The sequence below is a fragment of the Polynucleobacter rarus genome, from assembly GCF_003072505.1.
Lineage (GTDB): Bacteria > Pseudomonadota > Gammaproteobacteria > Burkholderiales > Burkholderiaceae > Polynucleobacter > Polynucleobacter rarus.
In genome coordinates this window covers 1,233,630-1,259,199 of record NZ_NTGB01000001.1, presented here as the reverse complement: position 1 = coordinate 1,259,199, position 25,570 = coordinate 1,233,630, and the positions used below count along the sequence as shown (strand labels likewise).

Annotated in this window: 22 protein-coding genes and 2 pseudogenes; 9 read left to right on the top strand and 15 right to left on the bottom strand. The window is 38.1% G+C overall.

Annotated features, from left to right (window positions below; translation table 11 throughout):
- The first annotated feature begins 62 nt into the window (after positions 1-62).
- Positions 63-1,151, top strand: a complete 1,089-nt coding sequence (locus AOC35_RS05905) for an LLM class flavin-dependent oxidoreductase (RefSeq protein WP_108646214.1) — start codon at positions 63-65, stop codon at positions 1,149-1,151.
- Positions 1,152-1,266: 115 nt separating this feature from the next.
- Here the strand turns inward: AOC35_RS05905 and AOC35_RS05900 are convergent, their stop codons facing one another.
- From AOC35_RS05900 to AOC35_RS05880, 5 genes are all read right to left on the bottom strand, one after another.
- Positions 1,267-3,120 (bottom strand): amidohydrolase, encoded by a 1,854-nt coding sequence (locus AOC35_RS05900; protein WP_159077494.1) that lies wholly within the window; start codon positions 3,118-3,120, stop codon positions 1,267-1,269.
- A 151-nt stretch (positions 3,121-3,271) separates the two neighbouring features.
- Positions 3,272-4,255, bottom strand: coding sequence for a Bug family tripartite tricarboxylate transporter substrate binding protein (locus tag AOC35_RS05895; protein ID WP_108646212.1), 984 nt, complete (start codon positions 4,253-4,255; stop codon positions 3,272-3,274).
- 15 nt (positions 4,256-4,270) lie between these two features.
- Positions 4,271-4,759 (bottom strand): nuclear transport factor 2 family protein, encoded by a 489-nt coding sequence (locus AOC35_RS05890; protein WP_108646211.1) that lies wholly within the window; start codon positions 4,757-4,759, stop codon positions 4,271-4,273.
- 17 nt (positions 4,760-4,776) lie between these two features.
- Positions 4,777-6,057, bottom strand: coding sequence for an SRPBCC family protein (locus tag AOC35_RS05885; protein ID WP_108646210.1), 1,281 nt, complete (start codon positions 6,055-6,057; stop codon positions 4,777-4,779).
- 168 nt (positions 6,058-6,225) lie between these two features.
- A complete protein-coding gene (locus tag AOC35_RS05880; protein ID WP_108646209.1) occupies positions 6,226-6,948 on the bottom strand; it encodes an alginate O-acetyltransferase AlgF in 723 nt (240 codons plus the stop codon).
- Positions 6,949-7,315: 367 nt separating this feature from the next.
- Between AOC35_RS05880 and AOC35_RS05875 the strand changes: the two genes are divergently transcribed.
- Together AOC35_RS05875 and AOC35_RS05870 are read left to right on the top strand one after the other, a co-directional pair.
- The gene (locus tag AOC35_RS05875) at positions 7,316-8,572 is read left to right on the top strand and encodes an alginate O-acetyltransferase AlgX-related protein (protein ID WP_159077493.1); all 1,257 of its coding nucleotides are present in this window, start codon (positions 7,316-7,318) and stop codon (positions 8,570-8,572) included.
- Between the two features lie 159 nt (positions 8,573-8,731).
- The gene (locus AOC35_RS05870) at positions 8,732-9,496 is read left to right on the top strand and encodes a chitosanase (RefSeq protein WP_211307483.1); all 765 of its coding nucleotides are present in this window, start codon (positions 8,732-8,734) and stop codon (positions 9,494-9,496) included.
- A gap of 102 nt (positions 9,497-9,598) precedes the next feature.
- Here AOC35_RS05870 and AOC35_RS05865 read toward each other — a convergent pair whose 3' ends face one another.
- The 5 genes from AOC35_RS05865 to AOC35_RS05845 form a co-directional block, all read right to left on the bottom strand.
- Positions 9,599-11,326 carry a polysaccharide deacetylase family protein gene (locus tag AOC35_RS05865; protein ID WP_159077492.1) on the bottom strand — a complete coding sequence of 576 codons (1,728 nt, stop codon included), beginning with the start codon at positions 11,324-11,326 and terminating at the stop codon, positions 9,599-9,601.
- A gap of 170 nt (positions 11,327-11,496) precedes the next feature.
- On the bottom strand, positions 11,497-11,760 hold the full coding sequence (locus tag AOC35_RS05860) for a hypothetical protein (RefSeq protein WP_108646205.1): 264 nt from the start codon (positions 11,758-11,760) through the stop codon (positions 11,497-11,499).
- On the bottom strand, positions 11,760-12,824 hold the full coding sequence (locus AOC35_RS05855; protein WP_281259304.1) for a glycosyltransferase family 2 protein: 1,065 nt from the start codon (positions 12,822-12,824) through the stop codon (positions 11,760-11,762). Before AOC35_RS05855 ends, AOC35_RS05860 begins: the two co-directional genes overlap by 1 nt.
- A 287-nt stretch (positions 12,825-13,111) precedes the next feature.
- Positions 13,112-14,491 carry a tetratricopeptide repeat protein gene (locus AOC35_RS05850; RefSeq protein WP_108646203.1) on the bottom strand — a complete coding sequence of 460 codons (1,380 nt, stop codon included), beginning with the start codon at positions 14,489-14,491 and terminating at the stop codon, positions 13,112-13,114.
- 77 nt (positions 14,492-14,568) lie between these two features.
- Positions 14,569-16,236, bottom strand: coding sequence for a BcsE family c-di-GMP-binding protein (locus AOC35_RS05845; protein WP_108646202.1), 1,668 nt, complete (start codon positions 16,234-16,236; stop codon positions 14,569-14,571).
- Between the two features lie 267 nt (positions 16,237-16,503).
- Between AOC35_RS05845 and dusA the strand changes: the two genes are divergently transcribed.
- A complete protein-coding gene (dusA, locus tag AOC35_RS05840) occupies positions 16,504-17,601 on the top strand; it encodes a tRNA dihydrouridine(20/20a) synthase DusA (RefSeq protein ID WP_245898439.1) in 1,098 nt (365 codons plus the stop codon).
- Positions 17,602-17,604: 3 nt separating this feature from the next.
- Here dusA and AOC35_RS05835 read toward each other — a convergent pair whose 3' ends face one another.
- From AOC35_RS05835 to AOC35_RS05825, 3 genes are all read right to left on the bottom strand, one after another.
- The gene (locus AOC35_RS05835; protein ID WP_108646201.1) at positions 17,605-18,072 is read right to left on the bottom strand and encodes a Smr/MutS family protein; all 468 of its coding nucleotides are present in this window, start codon (positions 18,070-18,072) and stop codon (positions 17,605-17,607) included.
- A gap of 101 nt (positions 18,073-18,173) precedes the next feature.
- Complete coding sequence (locus AOC35_RS05830) at positions 18,174-18,731, bottom strand: thermonuclease family protein (protein WP_108646200.1); 558 nt, start codon at positions 18,729-18,731, stop codon at positions 18,174-18,176.
- A gap of 109 nt (positions 18,732-18,840) precedes the next feature.
- On the bottom strand, positions 18,841-19,977 hold the full coding sequence (locus AOC35_RS05825; protein ID WP_108646199.1) for an iron-containing alcohol dehydrogenase: 1,137 nt from the start codon (positions 19,975-19,977) through the stop codon (positions 18,841-18,843).
- 212 nt (positions 19,978-20,189) lie between these two features.
- Here AOC35_RS05825 and AOC35_RS05820 point away from each other — a divergent pair, with 212 nt between their 5' ends.
- Genes AOC35_RS05820 through AOC35_RS05800 form a run of 5 tightly spaced genes read left to right on the top strand, consistent with a single transcriptional unit; the run spans position 20,190 to position 24,185 of the window.
- On the top strand, positions 20,190-20,885 hold the full coding sequence (locus tag AOC35_RS05820; protein ID WP_108646198.1) for a fumarylacetoacetate hydrolase family protein: 696 nt from the start codon (positions 20,190-20,192) through the stop codon (positions 20,883-20,885).
- A gap of 9 nt (positions 20,886-20,894) precedes the next feature.
- Positions 20,895-21,572, top strand: coding sequence for a 3-oxoacid CoA-transferase subunit A (locus tag AOC35_RS05815; protein WP_108646197.1), 678 nt, complete (start codon positions 20,895-20,897; stop codon positions 21,570-21,572).
- Positions 21,572-22,237 (top strand): 3-oxoacid CoA-transferase subunit B, encoded by a 666-nt coding sequence (locus AOC35_RS05810; RefSeq protein WP_108646196.1) that lies wholly within the window; start codon positions 21,572-21,574, stop codon positions 22,235-22,237. The genes AOC35_RS05815 and AOC35_RS05810 overlap by 1 nt, the downstream gene beginning before the upstream one ends.
- 11 nt (positions 22,238-22,248) lie before the next feature.
- Entirely contained in the window at positions 22,249-23,469 is a 1,221-nt protein-coding gene (gene pcaF / locus AOC35_RS05805; RefSeq protein WP_245898438.1) for a 3-oxoadipyl-CoA thiolase, read from the top strand.
- 14 nt (positions 23,470-23,483) lie between these two features.
- A complete protein-coding gene (locus AOC35_RS05800) occupies positions 23,484-24,185 on the top strand; it encodes a nitroreductase (protein ID WP_108646195.1) in 702 nt (233 codons plus the stop codon).
- A gap of 10 nt (positions 24,186-24,195) precedes the next feature.
- On the opposite strand, the pseudogene AOC35_RS15915 reads toward AOC35_RS05800, so the two are convergent.
- Together AOC35_RS15915 and AOC35_RS15910 are read right to left on the bottom strand one after the other, a co-directional pair.
- Positions 24,196-24,957: pseudogene (locus AOC35_RS15915) on the bottom strand (AAA family ATPase); the annotation flags it as partial.
- 50 nt (positions 24,958-25,007) lie between these two features.
- A pseudogene (locus tag AOC35_RS15910) lies at positions 25,008-25,527 on the bottom strand (AAA family ATPase); the annotation flags it as partial.
- Positions 25,528-25,570: the final 43 nt, after the last annotated feature.

Here is a 25,570-nt window from a genome sequence, read left to right as displayed (position 1 = left end):
CATTAAATTAAATTGTTTTACAAACCACTTTATGCAGTTCAATTACAGATACGGACAAGCAAATGAAAATTAGTACCTTTATGATGCCGATTCACCCACCAGGAAGAAATTTGGTGGAGACTTTTAATGAAGATAGAGAAGCTGTCATCTTAGCTGATCAATTAGGTTACAGCGAAGCTTATGTTGGCGAGCACGTCACTGATGCTGCTGAAACCATTACCAATTCGATGATCTTTTTAGCGACCTTGATTCATGCGACAAAACAAATCAAATTAGGTACTGGAACGATTAACTTGCCGAACTCTCATCCAGCTGCCATCGCTGCTCAGGCTGCGATGATGGATCATATGTTAGAAGGTCGTTTCATTATGGGTATTAGTCCGGGTGGATTGATGTCTGATGCTGAAGTATTTGGTAACTTTAAATCAGATCGTAATGCAATGTTTGTAGAAAGCATTAATACGATTTTGAAAATTTGGGACGGCGAAGCACCTTACAACATTGAAGGTGAATATTGGAAAATCTCCACACAAAATACGATGATTCCAGAAATTGGTCAAGGTTACATCATGAAGCCTTTCCAAAAGCCTTATCCTTTGATCGTAGGTACTGCCGTAGCGCCATATTCTAAAGGTGTTACAGAAATGGCTAAGCGTGGCTGGCAACCAATTTCTGCAAACTTTTTAATGCCTGAGTGGGTTGCAACGCATTGGCCAAAGTATGTAGAAGGCCGTGAAGCTGTTGGTGCAGTAGCTCACCCCGATGAATGGCGTGTGGCAAAGAGTATTTTTGTGGCTGATGATGATGCTACTGCTCGTCGCTATGGTTTAGAAGAGGGTGGTCCTTATTACGCATACTTTAAATCGCTGAGTCGTAAATTAGTGAATGGTGGTCGTAGTAATTTGTTTAAAGTTGATCCAAACATGCCAGATTCTGAAGTGACTCCTGAGTTTGTGACGAATCGCTTAGTTCTCGCTGGAACTGTGAACTCTGTAGTTGATCAACTACTGAAGTTTAGAGAAGAAGTGGGTGATTTTGGTAACTTACTCTATGCATGTCACGACTGGATGGATCCAGCTCTTGCTAAGCGTTCGATGGAATTGATGGCAACTGAAGTGATGCCGCGAGTTAACGCTGCGATTGGTAAGTAAAACAGTTACTTGTTCATAACAAAAAGGCCGATAAATCATACGATTTATCGGCTTTTTCAATTTTGGCAATGATTCCTAATCATTTTTCAAGGTATTGCCTAGTTGAAATGCAATCTTAATGAAGATGTGGCTTTGCCATCAATTGGCTAAACGCTTGAGTATTGTTTGCCGTATTGGCTAGTTTTTGTAGACATGCTTCGGAGTCAATACAAGAGTTTGTTGGATTCGCTGTTTTAACCGAGCGATCATACACAATTTTGTCTTCCTTAATGGTTTTTAAGACTTTAATCTCTTCAATTTTTAGACGATCTATTGTGATGGGATTATCAGACAATATGGCAAAGTCAGCGAGTTTACCCACCTCAATGGATCCTTTGGATTTGCCTTCGTTGTATTGCATTGCAGGCCAAAGAGTAATTGCTTTAAGTCCAACGATAGGCTCTACACGTTGATTTGGGCCCAGAACTTGGCCGCTTCGCGTAACACGATTCACAGTTGCTGAGAGTACGCGCATCATATCAGGAAATGCCACGGGCGCATCATGATGAGAAGAAAAAGGTATACCTGCATCTTTTAGCCATTTGGTTGGAGAGATATTAGCAGCGCGCTCTGGACCTAGCACTGATTCACGGTGCCAATCACCCCAGTAGTAGGTGTGCATTGGAAAAACGGATGGGAAGATGCCTAACTTTTTAAGTTCTGGAATTTGATCAGCCCGCAGGGTTTGACCATGAATCATGACAGGTTTCATCTGTGAATTAGGGTATTTTTTTTCAGCTAAGGAAATCCCACGAATCAATTGATCGATGGCAGCGTCACCATTGGTGTGAGTAATGATTTGCCATTTTTTAGCATAAGCTTGTTTGATAAATAGATTAGCCATTTCATCAGTCATCGAAGGATAGCCATTGTAGTCATCTTTTTGACCTTCAGGAACTATAAAGTAAGGCTTTGATAACCAGGCTGTTTTACCCTGAGGTGAACCGTCGAGCACCAGTTTTACTCCACCAATCCGTAAGTGATTTTGATATTTTTTACCTACAAAAGGGCTTTCCATTCGTTTTTCAATACCTGGGAGCATGATGGGAGGATAGGCTACAACATCAATATCTAGCTTGTTATTTTTGGCAAGTTCGGTCAGGCCCAATAAAAACCCATCAATCGCTAAACCTTCTTGGGCGGTGGTATGTCCAAAACTTTTATATAACTCTTGTCCAGCTAAGGCTAAATTGACCATTTCTTCACTACCAACTTTAGGTAGGATTTTTGAATCCACTAACATCATTGCCGTTTCTTCAAAAACACCATTTGGTTCTTGGCTACCTTTTTTGCGCTGAATAATGCCACCAACAGGGCTCACAGTTTCGCTAGTAATTCCGGCTATTTCTAAGGCTTTACTGTTGTAGGAACGGATATGTCCACTTTGATGAAAACACATGATGGGGATGTCTTTTGAGACCTCATCTAGTTCTTCTTTCGTAGGATGACGTTGCTCTTTGAGTTGAGAGTCGTCATAACCAAAGCCAATAATCAGTCCATATTTTTTTGGAACTGGTGAGTTATCTACCCACTCTTTTAAGACTTTTTGCAAAGCGGGAATAGAGTCCACAGTACCGTCAGGAGGGGGAAGTAGGTTTGCTGAAATGGCTTGGAGGCCTACATTAACCATATGACCATGACCATCAATAAAACCAGGCACTAAAGTTTTTCCGTCCAAGGATACTTGTTTGGTTTTCATGCCCGTGAATTGTTTCATCGAATTCTCAGATCCAACCGCGATGATTTTGCCCTTTTTAACTGCTACAGCTTGGGCAGTTGGTTGCTTATCGTTCACCGTAACGATGGGACCATTGTAATAAATCGTATCGGCAGCTTTCGTGTCACTGACAAAAGTTGTTGCGAAGCTAGCTGAAGAAAACGTCATGACTAGAAGCGTTAAAGATGTTGCAATTTGGATACGCTTTGACATACTTACTCCCATCAAAATAAATTGTGATTTTTTAGTTTATTTACGAATTATGACAATTTGCTCTACTAGAAAATTTGAGAATTTAAACTTTTTGACAATTGTGCCGCCCAAATTGTGAAGCGCTTGTTTCTTGAGATTTACTAATCCTATCTTAGATAGTGATTTTCCCCGCTTGAATTACTTCTTTCCATCGCTCGGTATCTTCTTTAATCCATTTCATGGTTTCTTCAGGAGATTCACCGATGGGCTCAGCACCCATTTCAGCAAGTTTCTTTTGCATATCTGGTGTTTTTAAAATACTACCGATTGCAACGGAAATTTTATTGACGATACTTGATGGAGTTTTAGGTGGAGCGACCATGGCAAACCAAGTGGTTGCAATCATTCCCGGGATGAACTCATTGAGTGTAGGTGTGTTCGGAAATGATTTGTTTCTTTTTTGGGTTGTGAGAGCAATGAGTTTTAATTTGTCAGATTTGACATACTGCATTGTCGCGCCAATATTTCCAAACATAATATCGACGTGTCCAGCTAATAAATCAGTAATCGCTGGGGCGTCGCCTTTGTAGGGAACATGCAGCATTTTGAGACCAGTTTTAAGTTTAAAAAGTTCCGCAGTTAAATGCGCCGTTGAACCACTTCCTTGAGAGGCGTAAGTTAATTTATCCGGATTTGCTTTTAAATAATTTAAAAATTCAGGAACGGTATTAAATGGTAAAGATGGATGCACCATAAGGGCATTAGGTACTGCGGCCATCACGGTAATCGGGACAAATTGTGAAGCTTGATAATTTAACTTAGGATATAAATTAGCGTTAATTGAAAGGGCAGGTGGCGGAGAAGCAAATAGTGTGTAGCCATCAGCCTCAGCATTAAAAATGTATTCAGCGGCGATATTGCCAGCTGCTCCTGGTTTATTTTCAACAATAATGGATTGACCTAGAGCTTTGGATAGTGGCTCTGCAAGTAAACGCGGTAAGGCATCTGCCGTGCCACCAGCCGGGTTCGGAACTATTATCCGAATTGGCTTTTGTGGCCAATTGTTTTGAGAAAAAACAGATCCAGACATGACAAGGCCAGATAACGCCACCGACTGTTTAAGGAGAGTTCTGCGATCAATTTGTAGTTTTGACATAGGTTTTAAACTTCCTTAAATTGGAATAACAAGTAATGTTTCAATGGCTCTTGAGTCAAATACAAGATGTCTTCTTGTAAAAAGAATCGTTTGCTGATCAATCAATATTTCGTCTCTCGCTTGACCTGTGAAGATGATTTGAATTTGTCCATCTAATTCCATCGTTCTAATGATAGAAAAGTTTGACACTACTTCAAGAAGGTTATTTTCTTTCTTTAGTATTTGAATCCCCGAAATCATATGTCGATAGTGATGCGGTTCATAAATATTAGCGATACGCATGGATAAGATTCGATCTCTTAACTGCGCTGGGCTATGACAGTCAATGGAGCAATGCGGTAAGTTTCTATCAAGGTTGAAACGAGACTGTACTGTATATCGGCCATTGGGAACTAATAAATCAGCAATTTCTTCGACTCGATTTTCATCGATGCGACGGGCCCATTCAAAAATTAATTGTTCAACGAGACGGTAATCAGATTCGTTGGTATAAAAAGTATTCATGATTAAAATTCTTTGACTTAAAGGTTCATATCTTGGCGATAGTTATGCCAAAAATTACGAATTGCTCGTTCGGATAACTTACTAGATCCGCCGGAAGTCAAATCTGTCCCGCCCATTTCTATAAAGGAGTTACCGACCTGACCATCTGCAATGGCGCGGTAAGTCATTTCACATACCGCTGCATCCTCAACGGAAATCATGCCTGCCGAGCCGGCTAAGTTAATTTGGATTAGGCGTCTTTGGGTGGTTTGTTCATCGTCGTCGGCAAAACCAAAATACGTCCAAACTAAATCACATTGGTTTTGTCCTTTGGGCAGTAATTGTCTGGTGGCTAAGCTATTTGCGATTTGATGTAGCACGAAAGAAGGGTAAGCAGATAAAATTTGAACACTAACACCATCACCTATTTCATCGACCCACTTTAAGATGGAAGGATCTTCTAGCTTGAGTTGATCATTATGTGATCTTAACTCTGAGGTGGTATTTTGATAGTTGGCATCGTTCTTTTCTGTCCCCGCTTTAGTGTAGAAGCAAGAATGACGGCCCAACTTATCTAGCACCATCCCCGACTCTTGAGATTGTCTTGATAAGCCAAATGTCCCGTAAAAGGTATGCAAGATATTGGCATGATAGGAATCCCTGGGGTTTTCATGATAATTTTTCCAGTTCGATTTAATTCTCTGCGTGTCATAACCTAAGATTTTTAAGGGTCTTGTTAGCAATCGTTTAATACCGTAAGCAACATCACCAAGCCATTCTTCTAGAGGTTCGATTGTTTGGCTAAATGTAGCAAAAACGAGGCCACAAATAACCTCGGTACGAAGTTGGGTCAGACCATGGTTGGCTTTATCAAAATCTTTCGGTAAACCGCCTTCACCACGAATTCCACGGCTAAAGGCAGCATTTTTTAAATTTCCCTTAAGGTCATAGTTCCAAGCATGGTAGACGCAGTAGAGAGATTCAGCTTTACCGAAGGCATCCCTGCAAACCATGTTGCCCCGGTGAGCACAGCGGTTCACCATACCGTTAATTGAACCGTCCTCAGCCCTGACCATCAGAACAGAGGTATCACCAATATAGGTGGTTTTGTAGTCGCCAGTCTCAGGAACCTCGGCATCGATTCCTAAATAATGCCACGCGTTACCCCTGAAAATATTGGCTTGTTCTAATAAATAAATATCTGGATCAGTGTAGATCCAATAAGGAGCTCTGCTGATTCCTTCAATCGGCCAAGTTTTATCAGCTTTTGGGGAACTATCCAAGCCTTTTATCATTGAAACTGTTCGTGTTGTTATCATTTTTTGTTAGTTATTATGTCTTTATAGAATTTTAGCAGTGAACGTTGTTGATTTTTGTAGGTTGGGGTGGAAAGTAGGAGGCATATTAAAGATTCATACATTTAATTTTTTTTAAAAATTCTAATCAAATCAAAAAATTAAATTTACAGAAAATTCTGATTACGTAGTTCATGGAACAATTCTTTTTAATTTTTCTATGCTGTCAATCTGAAAATTTGAAGTTAAAAGATTATCTAAATCATCAAACAAAAAAAGACTGAAACTTTTTCCAGCCTGTAGATTGAGGGAAAGCCTCAATCTGTTCGTTGCAGATGAATCGATGAGTGATACAGATATATTAATTGGGTTGACAGCTATTGATTTGGATGAACCTTGATTAATATCTTTGAAAATAGAAATTTTCCCCTCTGAAGTTTCAAGGTCAAATTTATCAATTAATTTTGTGAGATTATACGCACTCAGTTGGGATTTCATTTGGTTTATATTTGCAAGATCCTTAAACAGGACTTTTTTGGAATTTTCTGTATAGTTTATGAAAGCATAAGTAAAAAAATAGCCAGGCATTATGGTCAAGGAAGACTTAATATCTTTACTAGGATTACTTTGGTTTTTCAATTGAATGCGATGAATTCCTGATGAAACAACGAAATAATCTGTGACATTCCCTGCTTTCAAGACTTGATTTTTTTTGATGCCGTCAATAAGCACTTCGTAAGTATCATTTGAGCCGACTTGAATCAGTCTTAAAAAAGAGGAGTTTAATGGAGGTTCCGGATCATATAATTCTCTATTGTCTGCTGCAAAAGTAATGGGACTTAGTACAAAATAAAAACCAATAATGCTTAAGCTTATGGGAGATTTTAAAAATATTTTTTTTATTGAAAAACTCATAAATCTTTCCTATATGTTTTTTTTGGTGCATTATTTATCTATTGTAATTAAATCATTAAAAATTAATCACAATAATTTAAACTCAATTTAATATATTTTGAAAATCACCTTTTAGTTAATTCTTGAATTTGATATTACTTTTGATAAATCATTATTTTATGATCATGAATAATAGTAATAAGTAAGATTTGGTGGCTCTAAAACACAACACATAAGCATTAATCAGTAAGTTGATATAAATATATTACTATCTATTTTTTTCGTGTTTTTAACAATAGTGAAATTTATTACGATGATCTTCAAATTTTTTCTCAGTATTCTGACTTTACTCTTATCATTTCAAGTTTATGCTGTAACAACTTCTATCGTGGGTAAGGAAGATTGGTTGTTTTACAAAAATGAGATTTTTGATAACTCTGCAAAACTAGATATTTCTCAAAACATAGACCTTGTTTCAAAAATTAATAAACTACTAAAAATGAATGAGATTGAATTGCTCGTTACTTTAGTTCCATTGAAGATGCGTATTTATTCTGAAAAATTAGAACCTAATCGAGATTTATTGAATCCCTTTATGGAGGATAACTATGAAAATGTGACACTTAAGTTTTCACAAGAGGGTATAAATTTCGCAAATCTTAATGAGGCCTTTTTAAAAAGTTCTGAAAAAAATAGTACTACACCTCTTTATTTTAAGTATGACACTCATTGGTCACCTTCAGGAGGTATGCTCGCAGCACAGACTCTGAAAAGTACGATTGAAAATACTCCAGCTTTAAAGGATGCTTTTGAAAAAACTGCAATTACTGAATATATTTTGTTCAAGGGAGGGATTATCAATTGGCCTAAAGGTGATTTGACTTCTGCTGAGTCATTGCCACCAGGTTATGTGTCAAACGGTATTGAGCGCGGGGAGAACTATTCAGCTGTTAGACGAGATAATAAAAAGGTAGGGTTATTTGACGGCGAAGATATTGCTGATTTAATAGAGGTTGGCTCAAGTTACAGCAAGCCATGGACTCTCTTTCCAGAAGCTCTACAATTTACTTTGCAACGCAATCCTGCGTTTTATGCAATTACCGCAGATAAAGGATCTTGGTACGCAATGCTTTCTATGTTGCAAGATAGTCCTTTTCAGAAACAGCGGCCGAAATTGGTGATTTGGGAAATACTTGAGCGCGAATTAAAAGTATTACCAGACTATCCTTACAGAGAGGATCGCTATAAATTTAATAATCAAGAATGGCTTTATCGAGCATCTGCTTTAATCGAAAAAAAATGCCGTCCATCAAACTTTGAACTTAGTGTAGTTAACAAAATCAATGGTAGGCAAAGTAAAGAAACAGATTTTGTCGAAGTTGTTTTCCCAAAAGGATCAAATAAGATGAATTACTTATCATTTTATGAAAAAGGCACATCCTTGATAAAAGTTCAGCTTTTTACATCAGAAAAAAATGTAGCTACGATGACATTTGAGTTACCAGCTAGCAAAGAAAGTATCGTTAAGGTTCCTCTTTACTCCACAAAAGGTTTCGTTTCAAAAATACGTATTTTCCCCGGAGTAACTCCAAGTTTCAAAGCTGAAAACTTCCAAATATGTAACCAGCCTGAGGCTATTTTCTAAAGATATTTCATTTCACAAGAAGTTGATAGGAGGGCTTTTTGTACTTTTAATTTAGCCTCACATGTTTTATTTAGTAATCTTTATAAGGTCTTTCAAATTATGTTGCTTGTTTTCTTTCGAACCGTAGCTAAACCATTACTATCATTAACTATTTTAACTATGTTAGTCGCAGCAACTTGCAAAGCACAAACTCTCCTAAATCCTATCGAATCGAATCCTCGCTTATTAATCGTTGAAGACTCTCTAGTCAGTATTTTTGAAAATAGTACATTAACTATTCAATATGAATTTATTGGTGACATTAATGATGGAAATGGCTTTACAGCAGGGCGTGCTGGTTTTACATCAAGGACAGGTGATATGTTGGAAGTATTACTTGAGTATGAGCGCTTGTCCCCAGATAATGTTCTAAAGCCTTATATCAAGCCTCTGCGAGGAGTATACGGATCTTCAAATACCAATCCGATTAAAGGTCTCAAAGAAGATTGGTCTCGCGTAGCGAAAGCTGATCCATTATTTCGGAAAGCTCAAGATAACGTAAATGACCGACTTTATAGGAAGCCAGCTCATCAATTAGCTAGAGAACTAGGATTGGTCCTGCCAATTTCTTATGTTGCATTATATGAAGCAGGAATCCAACATGGCTTTGGTGATACCTATGACTCTCTACCGACAATTGTTGATCGAGCAAATAAAAAAGTAGGTGGAACCCCTAAAAAAGGGATTAATGAAATTGAATGGCTAAAAACCTTTATTGCTGCTCGAGAAGATGATTTAAGGAATCCAAAAAATCTGGAATATAAAGAGCTTTTTCAATTTGCTTTAGACCGTCCTAAAGCAATACGGACAATCATTGATCAAGAAAATGAAAACTTAAACAAACAGATTAGTGTGAAAGTGTATGGAGATGTATTCACTTTCTGAGTTGGAATTCTACTAGTCCTCTACAAGAAAGCTCCCATGAGAGAAACTCGTGTATTTTAGTGCGAGATTTCTATTCGCTTCATTCTGAGTAACTTAAATATGTTAATCAAAAGTAACTTCATATTGATAATTTTCTGGACTCATTAAAGGGAAAAGAATTTTATACCGAAATGCATCTAATTTTTCTACTTTTGCCTTTGGAATTCCTACTTTTAAAGCATTTATACTTGGTGCTAAATCACGCTTAGGAACCATCATAATCACTGCAAAGTTATCAATTGCATCATTACCTGACACAGTTAAATTTAAAAGCATGTGTCTAGATTTAGCATTTGTGCTAATTGTCACACGAGATCGATCTAGCCACCACTGTGCAATTGCACCACTTGTTGCAATCCAAATTTGATCTTTCTTCTTGAATAAGGTATCTAAATAGGATTCGACTGCTCTCTCTAAGGGGGAGTTAGGGGTAAAGTTTTGACTATGAATATTTAAAACTCCGAGTCCACGATTGTTAATTACCATCTCTAAATCTTCTTTAAGCATGATTGTTAATTGTTCAGTTTGATCCTGATTATTATTTATCGACTCACTCAAAAGATTAAAATCATCACGTTGAGTTCGAGCGAGAACCACTAATCCACTGGATTTATCGAATATAGGTACTTGAGTTGTGGAGGGTAATCTAGATTTAGTGCTAGCTGGATCTACCAATTCATATAAAAAACCGCTTCTATAGAGTGCTTCTTCAGTAGATGAGTCATATTGCTCAAAAGGGGGACGAAAGCCTTTAACAACTTGATGTTTTTCTATAGTAATATCCAAATCTGAACGCATCACTTTAATTCGTTCAGATTGTTCTTTAAAGGTTTGTCCTTTAAAAGCAGTATGGATATCCCCATGAAAACCAAGCTCAAAATTACTATTTAAAACTTTTACAGTCTCTGGAAATTCTTTGGCCTGTGAAGTTAAGATAAAAAAAGTAGCAGGCATCTTTCGGTCTTGCAGAAGTTTAGCAAAGCCTAGAGATCCATTAAACCCTTGCTCTGTGTCCATGGAAAGTAGGTGAGCAGACTGCATTGCATTAGGCCATGCAGATCGTATAGTAATCGGGATTCTTTTTAACCAATTGAAGGTGTCGTCAAGAATTGGATAAAGAATTATTGGATTATGTTCCCAAACAGTTTCAGGGAAACCAAAACATACAACACGACCACTACCATTTTGTGGTTCATTGAAAACAACTACAGTGTCTCCAGGGCTTTTTCTATCTGCAATACGATCCCAATTTAAAAGCAATCCGGCTGAGGACTCAGAATTTTTAAACCGTAAAATTGGTTCATCACTTGAATGCAATTGAATACGAAATCCAGCAGGTAAGGAAGACGTAACGGGGGTTTCACCACGAGTTACAATGAACCCAGTTTTCTTTGAGGTACTTTCGCCAACATACTCTGCTCCCAAATCCCGCAGAAAGTCCCAACCAACCCATGATGCTTTCTCATCCAAGGTTGCAGTAGACCAACTAGTTAAAATTGATCCACCCGCTTTATGAAAGCGCATAATTTTGTCTCGGTCTGATTTGGTTAGCGATACTGCTGATGCTAAAACCAATACCGAGTTGGAGTTTACGTCTAGATTATTTAAGTTATCAGTTCTTTCATAAAGTAATTTGTTAACTCGAAAATAATCTATCCATGGCTTAAGCAGTATTTCGTAATTGCCACCTGAATCACTAAAATATTTAATGGTTTCTTTGGGCGCATAAAGAATAATCTTCGGGGGACGCACTCCAAATGATTTGGCTATTACATCTGATAAAAAACTCACTTTTTTTATCATTGGATAGGATGAGTAAATGCTAAAAATTAAGATAATACAACTCAAAAGTACCAATATATAAGATCTTGAATGGGACTTTTTAATACTATTGGAGTTATTCATATTTTGATTGAAGTTCATTTGCTAAAAAGTTCTAAACCATCTTGTACTTCATCAGATTAAGTTTGTTGAATATTATTTTCTGTTTTGTTCAAACCCATTGGACTAGAGTTCAATGAATGCAGAGAAAGAATATTTTGCTGTTCAGGTACATAAGGTTTTAGAAACATAAGTTCATCTACTGGATTATCATAGCCATGAACAATCGGCTTTGGACCGCGAGCTGAACGCACTTTAAATGCTATATAAGCTGCAACTCCAATCATTAATGTACCAATTGAAATTAACAAAATGACTATTGCAAATATTGAAACAATATCCATTACATTTTCCCTATTCTGATAAGCTTACCCCAAGTCATACTAAGGCCAAGAAATTCCTCTATGATTCCGAAAACTTTACAAATATCAATTACTGTACAGTAAACCATCCGAAATAATGGAACATAAAAAATCAATCTTAGATCTTCATCCTCAACTAAAATGCAATATAAGGCCGCAATAACATCCAAAATAGTCAATTGCAGCCACCAAAAAAAAAGTAGATTGACTAAACCATGTTGAAGACCAATATAAATGAAAAATATGGTTCCAAAAATAGAAGAAAATGGCCAAATTAATGTTTCAAAAGCCATGTACCACAAAATAAAGAAGTTTGTTTTGGACTGCTTTGGATTAAAAAGGTGCTTGGAATGTTTAATTAAAGCTTGCAACATACCACGAGTCCAACGATAACGTTGCTGAAGCAAATCTAATAGTTTGGCGGGTGATTCTACGTATGCAATCGAAGTTGGCTCATAAACAATGCGCCAACCGCTGAATAAAATCTTTAAAGTTAAATCACAATCCTCTGCATACGTATCATAGTCATACCCACCAACTTGCGATAAGAGTGATTTTCGAAACATGCCGAATGGACCTGGTACGATATTTACCATATGCATAAAACCTTGCGCAGAGCGTACCATCGCCAAACCTTCAATGTATTCCAAAGCTTGCAAATTAGTTAATGTGTTTTCACGGTTTAATACTTTAATATTTCCCGCCACAGCTCCTACTTTAGGATCATCAAAGTGTTTTATTGCATTGAGTAATGAATCTTTGGATAGTTTAGTATCACCATCCATATTTAATATAAATTCTCCGCGCGCAGCCGATGCCCCATAATTTAATGCACTGGCTTTACCTCCATTAGGTTTTTTGATGACCCTGATACGCTGATTTGGATCTTCTGCAGCAATGGCTAATATTTTTTTATGAGTATCATCCTTTGACCCATCGTCAACAACAATGATTTCAAAGTTTTTGTAATTAATTGTAAGTAGTGAAACCAAGGCAGACTCTATCACTAGACCCTCGTTATAGGCGGGCACAATAATTGAAACCATTGGGAGAGTAGATTGATCTAATTGAGTAGTAACGAAATATTCTTTATGCGTTAGAATTCGGTTGAAATGCTCAGACAGAGAAAAAAACAATAAACCAACATAACGAAAAATCAAAACAAACAAAAAGATCACCAAATAACCACCTAGTACAGCTAATATTGTGTTATCCAAAAAAAGTTTAAGAGAGAAATCATTAGAGTTAAGAATTGCTCTATTGGCAATAAAAGCACCTGTCAAGATAATGCTCATTCCCAAAATCAACCAAAAAAACTTAAATCGAACGATGGCTACCATAATTGCTCAATAGTTCCCATAATTGAACTATAGGTGTATTCCGGCCCATATGCACCACCAGCGGAATATGCAGCTGTAATACTAGCCGCAAAGTCATCTGTAACTTTTGTTCGGGCCTTAGTGAATACGCTGTAGTTACGAGCCCCATCACCATATAACTTCATACCATACTGTGCAGATATGCTCAAAGTTGTGACATTATTTGTCCATTCTGTTCTCAAACCGCCAAAATAAACTCCGTAACCTTCCATTGGTGACCAATAAACTGGAGAATATTGAGCTTGGTCTCTTGTTTGAATACCAATGAAGGGCTTGATATTTTTACCAATTGAAAAGCTAGGTGAAGCTTGAAAATATGAAGATGTGACGTGATTACCATCACTTATTGCAAAATAATCTACCCGCCCACTAACTGAGCCAAGACGACCGACATAGGATGATTCTAGAGCGGCATGACCAGCAGATAAATTTGCCGCAGCGGCATTTGCATTGAATGATAAAACGCCCCAATTAATACGATTCAGTACTAATTTAGTGGATTTGTTAATTTGTAATTCAACACCACCAAAGGCATTTGAATTGTCCTTCGTTTGCGCAGTAAGTTCAAAGGTAGGCGAAAGTGGCAAATTTATATTTTGATAACGAAAGGTCATACTTCGTTGATTTGCTATGGTCTCTTGAGAATTACCATTTGTATCTACAAGGCTGGGAGTTGTATCTCGAATACCTCTAATGGAGACTTCGAAAAACTCTCCTTTTTCGTTACGAAATTTATGAGATACCGAGGCTTCATTACGTTGCATAGTGTTAGAGTCACTTGAAGTCCCAAATGAATAGGTTGTCATGGCACGCATTGCCATAGTAGATAGTTTATAACCCTCATTAACATTTTCATCTTCAGGATTAGCTGCAATTAATTCCCGATAATATGGCATTGCCAAATCATCACGGCTTGTCCAACGATATGCATTTGCAAGGCCTAATTTTGACTCTTTTGCATATTCACTTGTTAGTAAAGTTTTATACAAAGCGATTGCTTCTTCGAAGCGGGGCGTACTCCACACCAGAGAGTTAGCTAATGCAAAACGCAAACGTGTTTCATTTGGGAAAACTTTGAGTAAAGGCACACCATCTTCAATTACCCCTGATGAATTTCCTTTTTCATACATTGTGTAAACATCATCTAATCTTTTTTTTAACAATACTTCATCGACGTCACTTATCTCAGTAGTTGTAATTAAACTAACAGAATCAGCTTTGATAAGCTTAGTATTCTCAGCAAACACTAATGGTGAATTTAAACAAGTGAATAAAATCAAAAATTGAAGAGAGGCTATCTCGAAATAACAAGAACCTTTACCTTTAAAACACATCCGAACTACTCCTTTTTAATTATTATGCGAAGAATATTTAACTTGACAGAAATTTTGATCGCAAAAGAAATTAATAGTTAATTATTATTAATTGGTGTACTAATTACTTGTTCTTGTGGCTGAATGGTTTGCTGGATTGATTCATTTTCAGTGGCTACAGCCGTTGGTAGTGGCTCAATAATATTATTTGTTAATGTTACATTCTCACAATAAGAGTGATCAAGACGTTCTGAGGGAAGGATTGCATCTATTTGATTAAAATTTGTTGGAATAAATTCAGCGCTTGTTATTTGAATTTTCTCTAATTCAGCAGTTATGTTTTCTGGTGAAGTCCAAAAGTTTGAGTTAATAAAAATTGAATCTAAAGAGACCGAACAAATACGATCAAAAATTTCTTTCAAATGATAAGAAGGACAGGATAATAAGAAAATATAGACTGATGAGCCGTCAAAGGCACAAAAATCACCCACTCGAGATAATCTAATCTCTTTCAAAACTTCTTGGGAGACTTGTGCAAGGTGGGTTGTCCCTTTAAAAAGAACAACAGGGATTTTATTTTCCTTAGTTATCTTGAGAATATTATCAACTTGATCAATAAACTCTTCAATGGTTAATAGTCCAGCTAGCTGAGTTGGTTCAACGCCAAGTATTAGTTTGTCAAAAGGTACATCTATGTCCCGATTAAATAAAGTATCTTCTAATGACTCTACTAAAAGGGGCAAACGCCAAACAGGTATTTCTTTGTGCATCACCACATTTGCACCGAGGGAAAGCAATAAGAGTTCACAACTATGTCTTAGGGACAAACTATCTTCGTGAACAATAATTTTTGCCCCTCGTCCGATTACTGTTCTTAAAGTATGTACTGTTTGTGCTAATTCTAAAATATCAGTTCCTAAACCAAAACGTAAGACGATAGTTGGCGAGGGGCTATCACGAAGGGTATGTATTAGTTTTAATGGCGAATCAAGAAAAATCCACTCGACTGTAGTTAATTCTAAACACTCAGCAACGCTTGGATCTAAATTAATATGTAAAGAGGATTTTTCAAGGACGTTGGAACTTGTCGGCAAACTGGTGCGATAAAAGCCAGAGTTGGACTCCTCAAGCGCGTAATTCTTATGAGCAATATCTCCCTCATGAGAATGCCAATGTAAAAACTTTGCTTCTAAGCCTCTGTTACCTCCACCAATTCGACAAAGTCCAGACAAGTGCTCTGACAAAAGATAAATATCGTGGGATTCGTGGGTGTTAAGTTTAGCAAAAACAAATACCGCAGTAACTTGCTTCATTTTGAGCCAGTCCACAATAACTTGGACTTGTTTCGCAGCAAAATTAATATCTTGAATAGTGAACAGTTGCTCAGCGAAGTCAAACCATATAAAACTGCCACTTGCTAGGTTGAGGAATTCTAAATCCTGAATAAACCGCTTGATACCATATCGAAAAATATTAGACCTAAAATGTTCATCATGTATGAATATTTTTAATGAACCACTCTCTACACCAGATTTTAAGAAACCACCCCAAAGTGTTTTGGCTGAGTTATTTTCAACATCAGAAATAGAACTTAAGATTAAAACTGATGAAATATTACTTTCAAGTGAAGACCTGAGACTGCCAATCATTAAACTGGTTTTAACAGAGGCGTTATCTAATATCAAAAAATAAGAACCTCCAATTTCCATCTCGTTTGCTACTCGAGATAGCCCAGAAATATTTAATTTAGGAAAATTAATATTCACGAATTTTCTTATTAATATTCACGAATTTTCTTATTATTAACTAACATTATCGAATTAATTTTTGTGTAGTAACTTTTGGTTGATATTAATTTTTATATTGTATTCAATATTAACATGAGTTCAAGAATTAATTAAATTAATTACAAGTGATCAAGTAATTAATCAACCAACAAAAAGGTTATGATTAATACCTCAACGCTGAAATTGTTCTTTCCTTAAAGTGGGTTGCAATCAAAGTCGAATCTATCTAATTAATTAAAAGTTTAAGTGGAAAATAAAGATAAAAAAATATTGGCAGTCGCCCCGATGATGGATTGGACTGATCGGCATTGCCGATCGTTTCATCGAATACTTTCTAAAAAAGCAATTCTTTACACGGAGATGATTAATACCGGTGCAATTATTTATGGTGATCGTCCTAAGCATTTAGATTTTGATCAAGATGAACATCCTGTTGTTTTGCAATTAGGGGGGAGTGAGCCCGCAGACCTAGCGCAGGCCGCCAAAATTGCTCAAGAGTGGGGGTACGATCAGATTGATTTAAATTGTGGCTGTCCTTCAGAGCGAGTTCAAAGAGGCTCCTTTGGTGCTTGTCTTATGGCCGAGCCGGATTTGGTTGCTGATTGTGTTAAAGCTATGAAAGATGCGGTAGATATTCCGATTAGTGTCAAACATCGTTTGGGTTTAAACGAGATGGATCCCACACAAGAACAAGACTATCAATTTGTCCTTGATTTTATGCTGAAGGTCTGTGACGCTGGAGCTTCACAACTCACTATTCATGCTCGTAATGCCATCCTAAAAGGTTTGTCACCAAAAGAAAATAGAACGATTCCTCCTTTAAGATATGAAGTCGCAAAGCAGCTTCGGCTAGATGTGAAAAATCAGTTTGCCCATGTTAATGTTTTACTCAATGGGGGGCTAGAAACCAATCAGGATATTGCCAACCATTGGGATGATTTTGATGGTTTTATGATCGGGCGAGCGGCTTACCATACCCCAGCCCACTTATTAGCCTGGGATCAAATGATTGAGAGTTCAGGCAAAAATTATGGTTATTTTTTAAATGCCCAAACATGGAAGGTTATCGAAGAACAGTTAATTGATTACTCAATTCGTTGGTTTAGATACTGTCAACAAAGTCAGGGTAAATCTATTTTTAATATCGCGGCGATTACTCGTCATGTTTTAGGCTTTGCGCATGGTATTGGAGGCTCAAGATATTGGCGACAGATTCTCTCAAATCATCATCTTCTCAATGATGTTCAAAACGAATCTCAGATTCGAGACTTTTTTATTTCGGCTAGTCAGACTTTAAGAATCTTCTCTGATCTAGAAAAAGAGTTTTCTTTTCAGGACGATTAAGTACTAAAAGTCTTTAAAAAGTATGAGGACAGTAATACCTGAGTTCCCATGCATATCTAGGGTGATTCCTTTGGCAAGGGTTGGATGACTTCTTCGTAACTCTTCCAATCCTGATAAACCTGGTTTTAGGACCTCACCGTAATAAACCTCAGCTATTGCATTGGTCCACTTCCCATAATCCATTGCATCCCGAAAAGCCTTTTTAATTTTTCCAGTTTGTCCAGTTGATCCTTGACCATGAATGACCTTAATTAGTCGAATACCCGTATTTTGTAGGCGAGTCAGATAATGCTCAAACCTTAAAAATGCCTCATCGATTGTAGGAAGGCCAGACTCTAAGTTAATCGTAAACGCTTTAACTTGTGCATCCGCATCCGAGAGAAAATCAGTTTCTCCGCAATAGGGACATTCTTTGAGAGTAAATTGGCGGGGGTTCCCGCACATCGAGCAAATGATTTGATGACTGTTCATGGTTTTTTTTAGCTAGTCAAAAAAGCAATGACTATTAGAGCTCCATGTTACTCCTTCAATAGTAGAGTAGTGGTTTTTGTAAGGCCTATTAACTTTCAAACTTAAGATTTATTCTCGCCTTTTCTACGTTGCTCTCTAAAATCCCATGGTGCTGTAGGATTTTCTTGGATCCATAAACCTTTTTTGGTTTTTTTTGCATATTCTTGAGCCAGATCATAACGTTTTGCTTCTTCAGCGGGTTGATCTTTTGCGTAATGTTTGTAATGCCATGCAACACCCTCGTGAATAAGATATTCATTAATATCTTCATCACCTAATCGAACGATTCCCAAAGTCCGATCATAACGATCGATTCCTCTAATTTCTACCCTAACCACATTACCAAAGACTTTTTCACTGAGTAAGCGTTTTGCTCGATTACCAAAAGCCTGATTTTTTTCTGGACAATCAATCCCTGCTAGTCGAATTTTTAATTGAGTATTATCTTCATTGAGAAGGGTGATGGTGTCACCATCTGAAATACCAATCACCTTGGCAATAATGATTTGGTGTTTCTGATATTTAGGAGATTCTTTTGCGGAGTTTTCCGCTGGTAAAAATGTCAGCGAAACACTCAAAAATAAACCCAATAATGCATTGATGCGAAATTTTGATGTCATGACATTTCTCGTTTGTTAAATGATCTAATTAAATTAGTAACATTGCATTAATTACTTATTCTTAAATCGGTATTTTTATTTTATCTTAAATCTTTAACAAATTTATAAGTTACATCGATTCAAGAAGAATATTTTTGTAATCATCAAATGTGGCAATTCTTGGATTGGTAAAGTGGCAATGATCCTTTAAAGCCCCTTGAATAATCTTCTCAAAATGATGATCTTCAATCCCTAAGTCTTTTAAACCCGTTGGTAGTCCTAGTCTTTTGGAAAGATTCAACATAGCCTCGGGCACAATGCTTTCATCTGAGACACCAATTTTCGTAGCAATGGTTCGCATCTTTTTTTGCTCAATCACTGATTCTGCTTTAGCATTAAAGCGCAATACAGCTGGTAAGAACACCGCATTCAACGTGCCATGATGAAGATTTGGCAATAAACCGCCTAGACTATGGCTAAGACTATGGATGCAACCCAAGCCTTTTTGAAAGGCCATTGCACCATGCATCGATGCGGTCATCATTTGTAGTCTCGCTTCTTGATGTTGGCCATTTTGAGTCGCCAACTCGATATTCTGCCAAGCTCGTTCAAGGCCGTCTAAAGCAATAGCATCAGCAGTTGGGTTAAAGGGTACATTTAAAAAGGTCTCTATGCAATGTGCAATTGCATCCATTCCAGTAGCTGCAGTGAGGTAAAGGGGTAAGTTTAGGGTAAGGTCTGGATCACAAATAGCTGATTTAGGTAGGATATGCCATGAGTGAAATCCCACTTTACGTTGATCGTCCAAAATTAAGATGGCGCCTCTGGCTACTTCACTACCTGTGCCACTAGTCGTTGGCACTGCTATCAAGGGGGTAACTTGGGCAGTAATTTTGTTAGATCCACCTTCAATCGTTGCGTAGTTTTTTAGTGGTTCTTGGTGGGTGGTAAGGATTGAGATTACTTTTGCACAATCAATCGATGAGCCTCCTCCAAGCGCAATTAAGCCGTCACAGAAATTTTTTTCATAAAGTTCTTTACCTTTTTCAGCTGCATGCTGAGTCGGATTTGATGGGGTTTGATCGAACACCACAAAGTCCATCCCCTGCAAAACCACTTCAATTTTCGATAAAATTCCTGCAGATTTAATGCCTTGATCGGTAACAACCAAGGGTTTTTTGATATTTAGTCTGATACATTCTGATGGGAGTCGTTGAATGGCGCCAGATTCGAGATAAATTTGAGTTAAATATTGAATATGTGACATTTAAATGGCCTCTTCAAAATAATGAATTTCCATTGATTTTTACATAAATCACAAAGCTATTATTTTTTTTAGATGAACTCAGGCAAATCTCCCACTTTTTTTTAAAAAGCGAAGTTAGGTCAAGCATGGGGATATTTCATCCCATAACGCCAAGTTGCTTTGCTAAGTGGTTTATTATTGTGTGCTTGAGACAAATTTTTTAAGGACGAATCATGAATTATGTGTTTAACCCAGAAGCCATTCCAAGTGTTCCTGTAAAAGGTACTGATGCTTCCTACGCAGTTTCTAGAATTTTTTGTGTTGGTCGTAATTATGCTGCGCATGCCAGAGAAATGGGCTTCGATCCAGATCGTGAACCACCTTTTTATTTTATGAAGCCTGCGAACGCTATTGTTTTGAGCCCAGCAACAACTCCTTATGCTCTGAGCACAAATAACTTACATTATGAAATGGAATTAGTAATTGCCATTGGTAAGCCTGCTTTTAGAGTGACAGTTGAGGATGCAGAAGATTGTGTTTATGGTTACGCTTGTGGCTTAGATATGACACGTCGTGACCTGCAAATTGCCAGCCGTGAAATGGGGCGTCCTTGGGATTTTGGTAAGGCTTTTGAAGACTCTGCAGTCATTACTGAAATTATTCCTAAATCGGTGACAGGGCCTCTGAATAACGGCAAAATTGAATTAACCGTAAATGGTCAAGTTAAGCAATCCTCTGATCTGAATGCCTTGATTTGGAGCGTTGCAGAAGTCATTTCTAACCTATCCCAGTTTTACCATCTTAAAGAGGGTGACTTAATTTATACAGGAACACCTGAAGGTGTTGGCAAAGTTGAGGTTGGTGATCATCTAGTTGGTACGATCGATCATTTACCAACCCTTGAACTTACTATTGGACCAAAACAATAAAAGATTTATATGATAAATAAAGTTTCAGTAGACATGGACCAGCTCTTTGCTGGTCTCAAAGATGGTGCGACCATTATGATTGGTGGTTTTGGTGGATCAGGTATCCCTCATGAATTGATTGAGGGTTTAGTTGGTCAAAATGCCAAAGACTTAGTCATTATTACCAATAATGCTGGTAGTGGTGAAACAGGTATCGCAGCTTTACTAAAGGCGCGTCGAGTCAGAAAAATTATCTGTTCTTATCCACGCATGGCAGATTCTTACGTATTTGATAATCTTTTTAAAGCTAAACAAATTGAGCTGGAATTAACCCCACAAGGTAATTTAGCAGAGCGAATCAGAGCGCAGGGTGCTGGTTTAGGTGGATTTTTTACCCAAACTGCTTACGGCACTTTACTCGCAGAGGGTAAAGAAACTAGAGTAATTAATGGTAAAAACTATGTCTTCGAAACGCCTTTAAGTGCTGATTTTGCCTTAATTAAAGGAAACAAAGGCGATCGTTGGGGTAACCTAGTTTATCGTAAAGCGTCTAGAAACTTTGGTCCTATTATGGCGATGGCTGCAAAAAATACGCTAGCTCAGGTGAATGAAGTGGTAGAGCTTGGCGAGCTTGATCCTGAAACTGTTGTAACACCCGGTATTTTTGTTAAATACGTTGTGCCAATGGGCAATCAAGGAGCGAAATAATGACTCAACCAACAGAACTTTCTTCATTAAAGCCAGTTACGCGTAATGAAGTTGCTGCCAAAATTGCTTCCTACATACCAGAGGGTGCGTATGTGAACTTAGGTATTGGGATGCCAACGATTGTTGCAAACTATTTACCTTCGGATAAAGAAATATTCTTACATTCTGAGAATGGTATTTTGGGGATGGGGCCAGCACCGGCAAAGGGTGATGAAGATTGGGATTTAATTAATGCGGGTAAACAACCAGTAACCTTGCTTACTGGTGGGTCTTACTTTCATCAGGCAGATTCCTTTGCAATTATGCGTGGCGGTCATTTAGATATTTGTGTATTAGGTGCTTATCAAGTTTCTGAGTCAGGGGATTTAGCTAATTGGCATACCGGTGATGCAGATGCTATTCCTGCTGTTGGCGGTGCAATGGATTTAGCCGTTGGCGCCAATAAGACCTTTGTGATGATGGATCACTTAACTAAAGAAGGTAGTAGTAAATTAGTCCAAAAATGTACCTATCCGCTTACAGGTGTTGCTTGTGTGGCGATGATTTTTACGGACTTAGGTGTTTTTGAAGTAGTCCCAGGGGGATTACTCGTCAAAGAAATTTTTAATGAGATGTCCTTTGAGTTGTTGCAATCGGTGACTGATGCAAAACTATTAAAGAATTAAGGGGAATTAAATTGTCAAATGAATTGAAACCAAATGTAGCTTATATCTGTGATGCGATTAGAACACCAATCGGCCGTTATGCCGGAGCATTATCGAGTGTGAGAACTGATGATTTAGGTGCTGTACCAATTAAGGCCCTAATGCAACGTAATCCTCAAGTAGATTGGACCCAAGTGGATGAGGTTGTTTACGGAAATGCTAATCAGGCTGGTGAGGATAATCGCAATGTCGCCAGAATGAGTTCTTTATTAGCTGGTTTACCAATTGATGTCCCAGGCTCAACGGTAAATCGCTTGTGTGGCTCAGGCATGGATGCTATCGGAGTTGTATCTCGCGGGATTATTTCTGGTCAAATCCATTTAGGTATCGCAGGCGGAGTGGAGAGTATGAGTCGGGCCCCATTTGTCATGCCTAAAGCCGATACGGCATTTTCTAGAAGCAATCAAGTATTTGATACAACAATTGGCTGGCGCTTTATTAATCCACTAATGAAGCAATTACACGGCGTTGATTCAATGCCTGAAACAGCAGAAAACGTTGCTGGCGACTTTAGTATTTCAAGAGCAGATCAAGATGCTTTTGCCTTAAGATCTCAGGCAAAGGCTTCGGAAGCGCAACAAAATGGTCGCTTTGCACTAGAAATTACTCCAGTAACGATTCCCTCAAAAAAAGGGGATCCGGTTATTGTTAGTCAAGATGAACATCCAAGAGCCACCACGATTGAGGCCTTACAAAAATTAAAGCCAATTGTCAAACCGGATGGTACGGTTACTGCAGGTAACGCATCTGGTGTCAATGATGGAGCTTGTGCCTTATTGATTGCCTCTGCTGATGCAGTCTCGCAATTTCAGTTAAAACCTAGAGCAAAGATTCTTGGTCTCGCCACAGCTGGTGTGCCTCCCCGTATTATGGGTATTGGTCCAGCGCCTGCAAGTAAAAAAGTCTTGAAGATGTTAGGCCTTGATATTTCACAGATGGATGTGATTGAACTCAACGAAGCATTTGCTTCACAAGGTCTTGCAACTTTGAGAGATTTAGGAGTTGCCGATGATGATGCTCGCGTCAATCCTAATGGCGGGGCAATTGCTTTAGGTCATCCTTTAGGTATGAGTGGAGCCAGGTTAGTGACTACAGCTTTATATGAACTTGAACGCAAGGGCGGTAGGTACGCGCTTTGCACAATGTGTATTGGGGTTGGTCAAGGTATCGCTATTGTGATTGAACGCGTTTAAGTAAAATTTTTATGATGGATACAACCCAAGTAACCAAAGTAGTTGATGAGGTAATGCAGTTACGGCGTTCGGTAAGGGGCTTTTTACCGACGCCGGTTCCGCGTCAAATGATTGAGGATATTCTAAGGGTATCCGCTAAAGCTCCTTCCGGCTCCAATATTCAACCGTGGAAGGTTTATGTCTTAACCGGTAATAAAAAACAACAAATCACGAATGCTGTTTTAGAAATTTTTAATGATCCTGAAAAGAATCTATTACATCGCCCCGAATACATTTACTATCCTAAAAATTGGACAGAACCTTTTTTAAGTCGCAGACGGAAAGTGGGTTATGATCTTTACGCTCTAGCCGGTATTGCCAGAGGAGAGCACCAAAAAATGCATGAATTGCATGCTAAAAATTACGAATTTTTCGGCGCACCCGTTGCCTTGATGTTAACTATTCCTAGAGTGATGGAACAAGGGAGTTGGCTTGACTATGGGATGTTTGTGCAAAATATTCTGATAGCAGCAACTGCTAGAGGTCTTGCTAGCTGCCCACAAGCTGCATTTATTTCCTACCATCAAGTCATTTCTGATATTTTGGAAATTCCATCGGATGAGCAGTATGTGATGGCAATCAGCCTCGGATATGAAGATACCTCTGTAACTGTCAATCAACTTGTTACGGAGCGAGCTGAACTCGATGAATTTGTAAAATTTTGCGATGAGACTTAATTTTTTGAAATTAATTTTTCTCGTTGGCTTTGGCGTCAAGACTTTTTAAAAATTGCATCTTTTCCTGAATTTGTTTCTCGAGACCTCTGTCAGTAGGTTGATACCAATTGGGTGCAGCCATATTTTCAGGAAGGTAGTTTTCGCCGGCTGCATAAGCATTCGGCTCATCATGGGCATACCGATAGGCATGACCATAACCTAATTCCTTCATTAATTTGGTTGGTGCGTTACGAAGATGGATTGGCACCTCTTTAGTCTGATCATTTTTAACAAATGATTTGGCAGCGTTAAAAGCTTTATAACCAGCATTACTTTTTGCGGCCATAGACAAATAAATGACGGCTTGTCCCAAAGCTAGTTCCCCCTCAGGTGAACCTAACCTTTCAAATGTGCTAATGGCATCATTGGCGATTTGAATTGCTCTTGGATCAGCTAGTCCAATATCTTCCCAAGCCATTCTGACAATGCGTCTCGCTAAATAGAGGGGGTCTGCTCCACCATCAAGCATTCTACAAAGCCAGTAAAGTGCCGCATCTGGATTTGATCCTCTGACTGATTTATGTAAGGCAGAAATTTGATCGTAAAAATATTCTCCACCATGATCAAATCGTCTACTTTTAGTACTGAGAAGATTTTCTGCAAAAGCTAAATTAATAACTTGTAGATTTTTAGTAACAGCTGCTTGGAGGATTTGTTCCAGAAGATTTAAAAAACGCCTAGCATCACCATCTGCAAAAGCGCTAATCATCGTCACGGCATCTTGATCCCATTCAATATTTTTATTGACGAAGGCTTTGACCTTTTCTAAAAGTTTTTGCAAATCGTCTTGATTTAGCGATTTTAAGACATAGGTTTGAGCACGAGAGAGTAGCGCAGAATTGACTTCAAAAGAAGGGTTTTCTGTTGTGGCTCCAATGAAAGTAATCAGACCTGACTCAACAAATGGTAGTAGGGCATCTTGCTGGCCTTTATTAAAGCGATGAATCTCGTCAACAAAAAGTAGGGTTCTAGTCCCGAATTGCGCTAGATTCTGTTCAGCCTGCTCAATCGCTTGACGAATTTCTTTTACCCCAGCCAGTACTGCTGATATCGAAATAAAGTCACAATCAAAAGATGCTGCCATTAACCTAGCGAGACTTGTTTTACCAACACCCGGAGGTCCCCATAAGATCATTGAGTGCGGTTGTCTGGATTCAAATGCAAGTTGGAGTGGCTTTCCTACACCGAGTAAATGTTCTTGTCCCACAACATCTGCGATTGATTTTGGACGAAGTGCCTCAGCAAGGGGAATTGCTGGCCATTGATTGGTTTGTGAGACGGCAGACTTCAGTATTTTAGACATGGGCTACTTAAAAAACCTTTGGATTTATAATACTAGAATATAC

Coding starts and splice junctions, on each gene's coding strand:
- AOC35_RS05890 (WP_108646211.1), bottom strand. CDS start 4,759: ATGAATACTTTTTATACCAACGAATCTGATTACCGTCTCGTTGAACAA.
- AOC35_RS05800 (WP_108646195.1), top strand. CDS start 23,484: ATGGATACAACCCAAGTAACCAAAGTAGTTGATGAGGTAATGCAGTTA.
- AOC35_RS05830 (WP_108646200.1), bottom strand. CDS start 18,731: ATGACATCAAAATTTCGCATCAATGCATTATTGGGTTTATTTTTGAGT.
- AOC35_RS05810 (WP_108646196.1), top strand. CDS start 21,572: ATGACTCAACCAACAGAACTTTCTTCATTAAAGCCAGTTACGCGTAAT.
- AOC35_RS05900 (WP_159077494.1), bottom strand. CDS start 3,120: ATGTCAAAGCGTATCCAAATTGCAACATCTTTAACGCTTCTAGTCATG.
- AOC35_RS05870 (WP_211307483.1), top strand. CDS start 8,732: ATGTTAGTCGCAGCAACTTGCAAAGCACAAACTCTCCTAAATCCTATC.
- AOC35_RS05850 (WP_108646203.1), bottom strand. CDS start 14,491: ATGTGTTTTAAAGGTAAAGGTTCTTGTTATTTCGAGATAGCCTCTCTT.
- AOC35_RS05880 (WP_108646209.1), bottom strand. CDS start 6,948: ATGAGTTTTTCAATAAAAAAAATATTTTTAAAATCTCCCATAAGCTTA.
- AOC35_RS05825 (WP_108646199.1), bottom strand. CDS start 19,977: ATGTCACATATTCAATATTTAACTCAAATTTATCTCGAATCTGGCGCC.
- AOC35_RS05820 (WP_108646198.1), top strand. CDS start 20,190: ATGAATTATGTGTTTAACCCAGAAGCCATTCCAAGTGTTCCTGTAAAA.
- AOC35_RS05895 (WP_108646212.1), bottom strand. CDS start 4,255: ATGTCAAAACTACAAATTGATCGCAGAACTCTCCTTAAACAGTCGGTG.
- AOC35_RS05860 (WP_108646205.1), bottom strand. CDS start 11,760: ATGGATATTGTTTCAATATTTGCAATAGTCATTTTGTTAATTTCAATT.
- AOC35_RS05905 (WP_108646214.1), top strand. CDS start 63: ATGAAAATTAGTACCTTTATGATGCCGATTCACCCACCAGGAAGAAAT.
- AOC35_RS05885 (WP_108646210.1), bottom strand. CDS start 6,057: ATGATAACAACACGAACAGTTTCAATGATAAAAGGCTTGGATAGTTCC.
- AOC35_RS05855 (WP_281259304.1), bottom strand. CDS start 12,824: ATGGTTTCAATTATTGTGCCCGCCTATAACGAGGGTCTAGTGATAGAG.
- AOC35_RS05835 (WP_108646201.1), bottom strand. CDS start 18,072: ATGAACAGTCATCAAATCATTTGCTCGATGTGCGGGAACCCCCGCCAA.
- AOC35_RS05815 (WP_108646197.1), top strand. CDS start 20,895: ATGATAAATAAAGTTTCAGTAGACATGGACCAGCTCTTTGCTGGTCTC.